The organism is Janthinobacterium sp. JC611, from assembly GCF_018682595.1.
In the GTDB taxonomy this organism is placed as follows: domain Bacteria; phylum Pseudomonadota; class Gammaproteobacteria; order Burkholderiales; family Burkholderiaceae_D; genus Janthinobacterium.
The window spans coordinates 1-3,780 of the sequence record NZ_JAFLJN010000026.1; the positions used below are offsets into that span (position 1 = coordinate 1).

The 3,780-nt window shown below is 55.3% G+C and carries 2 protein-coding genes; both read right to left on the minus strand.

Annotated elements, in window-relative coordinates:
- Positions 1-181: 181 nt before the first annotated feature.
- Positions 182-556 carry an immunity 8 family protein gene (locus J0O65_RS19920; RefSeq protein ID WP_215408972.1) on the minus strand — a complete coding sequence of 125 codons (375 nt, stop codon included), beginning with the start codon at positions 554-556 and terminating at the stop codon, positions 182-184.
- A partial coding sequence (locus tag J0O65_RS19925) for a hemagglutinin repeat-containing protein (RefSeq protein WP_215408973.1) occupies positions 553-3,780 on the minus strand: 3,228 nt, incomplete at its 5' end. The genes J0O65_RS19925 and J0O65_RS19920, both read right to left, overlap by 4 nt.

Below are 3,780 nucleotides of genomic sequence, written 5' to 3' on the forward strand. Positions count from 1 at the left end.
CAGCTCAACATGCCCAAGGCCGAGATCGTGTACGAATGGCAGACCTGACCCCGGCCCTGGACATGACCCCGGCCCTGCGCATTACTGGGCAAAAGGACTTGCCATTCAAGACGGTATCTGGCCCCGGCTCCCCAATACACCGCAACGTTGCAAATGCTGATGTGCTGAGATGACGGCATCGTCACCCATAAGAATCCGGTGACCGGTAGTCCTCAAATTCCCATGCGGCAATTCGAGCAATCTTATTCGCAACTTCATTCCAGTCTTTTCCAGAATATGACGAAATTCGAGTGGAAAGGGATTGAAATATTAACTCATAATCATATTCATTCACAATCAACATATGGCGTCCCCACATGTACTTTTCTAGAATAATTTGATCCTGAATCCACGTCGGTGTGCACACAAGAATGTCGAACGACTCTGATTGATCAACTCCTTCCACCCCGACCATTAGTCGTATTGTTATCCCAAAATTTTTTGATGCTTCTGGCAGAAATTCCTTCAACGCTTCTGGAATCTGAAGCGAATACATTTCTTTAAGTTGAGCTTTCATCGCTTTATATTCATATGTGCATTTCCCATGACAGTAAGCTTATTGCCTACCACTCTCAACCATTCAAAATTCGCTTGTACCCCAGTCGTCGCAAATGAACTATTCTTTGGGCTCGGAGGACGGAAGGTCCGCAGACCGTCCGTACTGACAAGCGTCTTACCATCACTAGCAACTCGATATCCAGGCCCTACCCAAGCCTCCCCCATGGCCATTGCCTCCTGCGCGGTAGCCTGCCCAATTCCGAAGTTCCCTTTTCCGAGAGCCGCTGCACGAAGCATCGCGCTTTGCTCAGCAAGCGCAGTCGCCGCAGCTTTTGCTGCTATTGCTTCAACCGACAACGTCGTTAGGAGTGCATTTTTTGCAAGTTCCGTATAGTATCGGTTACCGGCTTCCGCCACGCCTTGTCCCGCCCCTTGCATGACATCAGTCGTAGACTGGACGAGAACTTCATGCGCTGCACAGTTTTGGAAACAAGGGCCAAAAAGTTGATTCACCCCACTCTCAAAGGACGCTCGACTTGGTACCCAACTATCGAATAAGCCAAACGATCGATTGGCCTGCCCGAAGAAATCTGTGACTTTGTCCAAAAGTCCCTTTGCACTGTTTCCCAAACTCTTTTTCTCATCGAGGAAAACAATATTACCAGCAAGTGCGGCCTCGTTTATCATTGAGCTACATTTTTCTGTGGGGCCAGCAGAACAAGCTATGTTAATTAATTTATCACGCTCTGCGGATAAATTGCTTAGACGTGTGCTCTCTCGACATGCTGCCTCATTTTTTTGAGAACATGCTGCTTGTGCTTCGTCATACTGTTCCTGCTCTGATTTTTGTTTACCATTGCGCCTGTGATCGAGATAGTTGTTCGCTATCTCATTTGCCGCACTGGTCGCGCCCGTCGCACCGCCAGCTACTGCACCGACTACAGTTCCCGCCGCCAGCGTCAATGCATCACGCAGCGTTGCAGGCATATCAATTTGCTCAAGCTGCTTGGCAATAGTATCCGTTGACAATGCCGCTGCACCCGCGCCCAACGCGCCATTGCTGCCTCCGGCAAGTCCACCAATTGCCGTGTGCAAGGCAACCCGCGCAAGTCCATCCTCTTTCCAATTCTTGGTTAGCTCGTCACTTTGGCGCATTAACTCTGCGCTTCGCTCAGGATCGGTTTCATGGAGCTTATGTGCTTCAGCTGCCAATACTTCCGCCTCTTCCAGCTTGTCGGAAGCATAGGTCCCCAGCTTCTCTGCGGCAGCGGCCGCAAACGCCGCCGTCACATCCATCGTCGCCTGCAACTTGGCCTTGTCGAAATTATTGCCGATCTTGCCGCTGCTATCCACTCCGGTCGTCACATCCCGGTTCACACCCGCAACAGATTCATCCGCCCCCTTGCCCGTCGCCGCGCGCTGAGCCTCATCATCGGTGATGACCAAAGTGCCGCCGCTGATGCCGCTACGCGTAGTACTGCTAGCGTTCTCGCTCAGTGCGACAATACTTGGGAGGCTCTTCGTCGTGGCATCCTTCTCGCCGCCGACGTTGGTGAGGTTATCGTTTTTAGGCCCCGTACCGGCGAACGACATTCCTCCCGACACTCCAACACTGCTCCCCTTCGATATCGCATGATTGGCAATATCGCTATGCGTCAAGGTAGCCGTACTCAGGCTGCTGTCCAGCTTGCCCGCCTCGGTGGCACTGATGACGGCTCCCTTCAAGTCCGTATTGCCGCCCACCTTGATCTGGAAGCCGCCGTTGCCTGCCCTGATGCCGCTTTGCTCCTGCACGCTGGCGTAGTCGTTGTGCATCTTGCTCTGGCTATAGCTGCCGCTGACGCTGGCGCCAATGCCCACCGTACCACTGGCGGAAATGCTCTGGCTCTTGCTGTCGAACTTGGCCAGGTCTTGCAAGCTTTCCAGGTTCAGATTGCCCTTGATGTCGGCAATCACCTGGTTGGCGCTGGCCACGGCGCCCTTGATGTTGGTGTCGCCACCACTTGTGATAACCAGCTTGTCGCCTGCATTCACATGGGTATTGAGCTGCGTCGTGCCGTCGCCATCCTCATGCCCCTTGCTGCCGCTGACGCTGGCCGTGAAGCCGAACGAGGTACCCTGTGTGCTGACGATCGCCTTCACGCCGACGGAGGCGCTCAGGCTCGAGCTCTTGCTGTGCTGGCTTTCCGTGTCCTGCGCGGCCAGCAGATTGACGTTATTGTCGGCATGCAGGCGGATATCATTCTTCGCGTTCAGGTCGCTGCCCAGGATGGTGATGTTGCTATCCTTGCCACCACCCAGGGCCGTGATGTTGATATTGTTGCCTGTCAACACGCTGCCACTATGCGTGGTGCTGGCGGTATTTTGCGTCTGGATGCTTTCCGAATGGCCCGCCGTCAGGCTGATGCTGATGCTTGGACCGCCTTCCTTCATCATGTCCTTGGCTGCGTCGTTGGCGGCCATGGCCGCCGTGGCCGCCGCCATCGCCGTGACGCGGCCATCCTTGGCCGTGCTGGCCGCCGAACTCATGGTTTGCAAGGTCTGGATGGCGCTGATCACGCTGCCCCCCAGAGCCAGGGTCAAACCATCCTGCGTCGTCTTGACTTCAAACTTGCCCTTCTCATTGTCCTGCCCCGGCTTGATGGTGACGCTCTTGCCGATGACATCGAGATCCGTGGCGGCAAGAATATCGCTGCCACCTATCGTCACGTTATTGCCAGCAACCATCGTCAACGCGCCGCCCGTGGCACCGATCGAGCTGCGCGCCTCGCCGCTTTGCAAGGTGGCGTCACGCTCCTGGTCCACCGTGGTGGTCTTGGTGCCATAGCTGAAGCCAAAACCGCCGCTACCCATGAAACCGCTTTTCTTGGTGCTGGAATGGTGCAGCTCGTATACGGTATTGGTGGCCGCATCGATCGTGATGTTGTTACCCGCAAGTAATTTCGTCGCATCGTCGCTCAAGATACTCGAACCCGTAACTTGCAAATCATGCCCGGCCTGCACCGTCACGCTGCTACCGCCCAGCGAGGTGCCGATCGCCGTGGTGGTATCGACCACGTCATGCTTGGTCGTCGTGGTCTTGTTCCAGAAACCCTTCTTCGTCGATTTGCTGGCGACATCGGTCACTTCATTCTGGAAACCATTGACCAGGCTGATATCGTTGCCCGCCACCAGGCCCAAGGTGCCGCCCGCCTGCACGTCCGCCGCGCGCGCCAGCAGGTCATGGCCCGCCTGCAGATTGAC

Coding starts and splice junctions, on each gene's coding strand:
- J0O65_RS19920 (WP_215408972.1), bottom strand. CDS start 556: ATGAAAGCTCAACTTAAAGAAATGTATTCGCTTCAGATTCCAGAAGCG.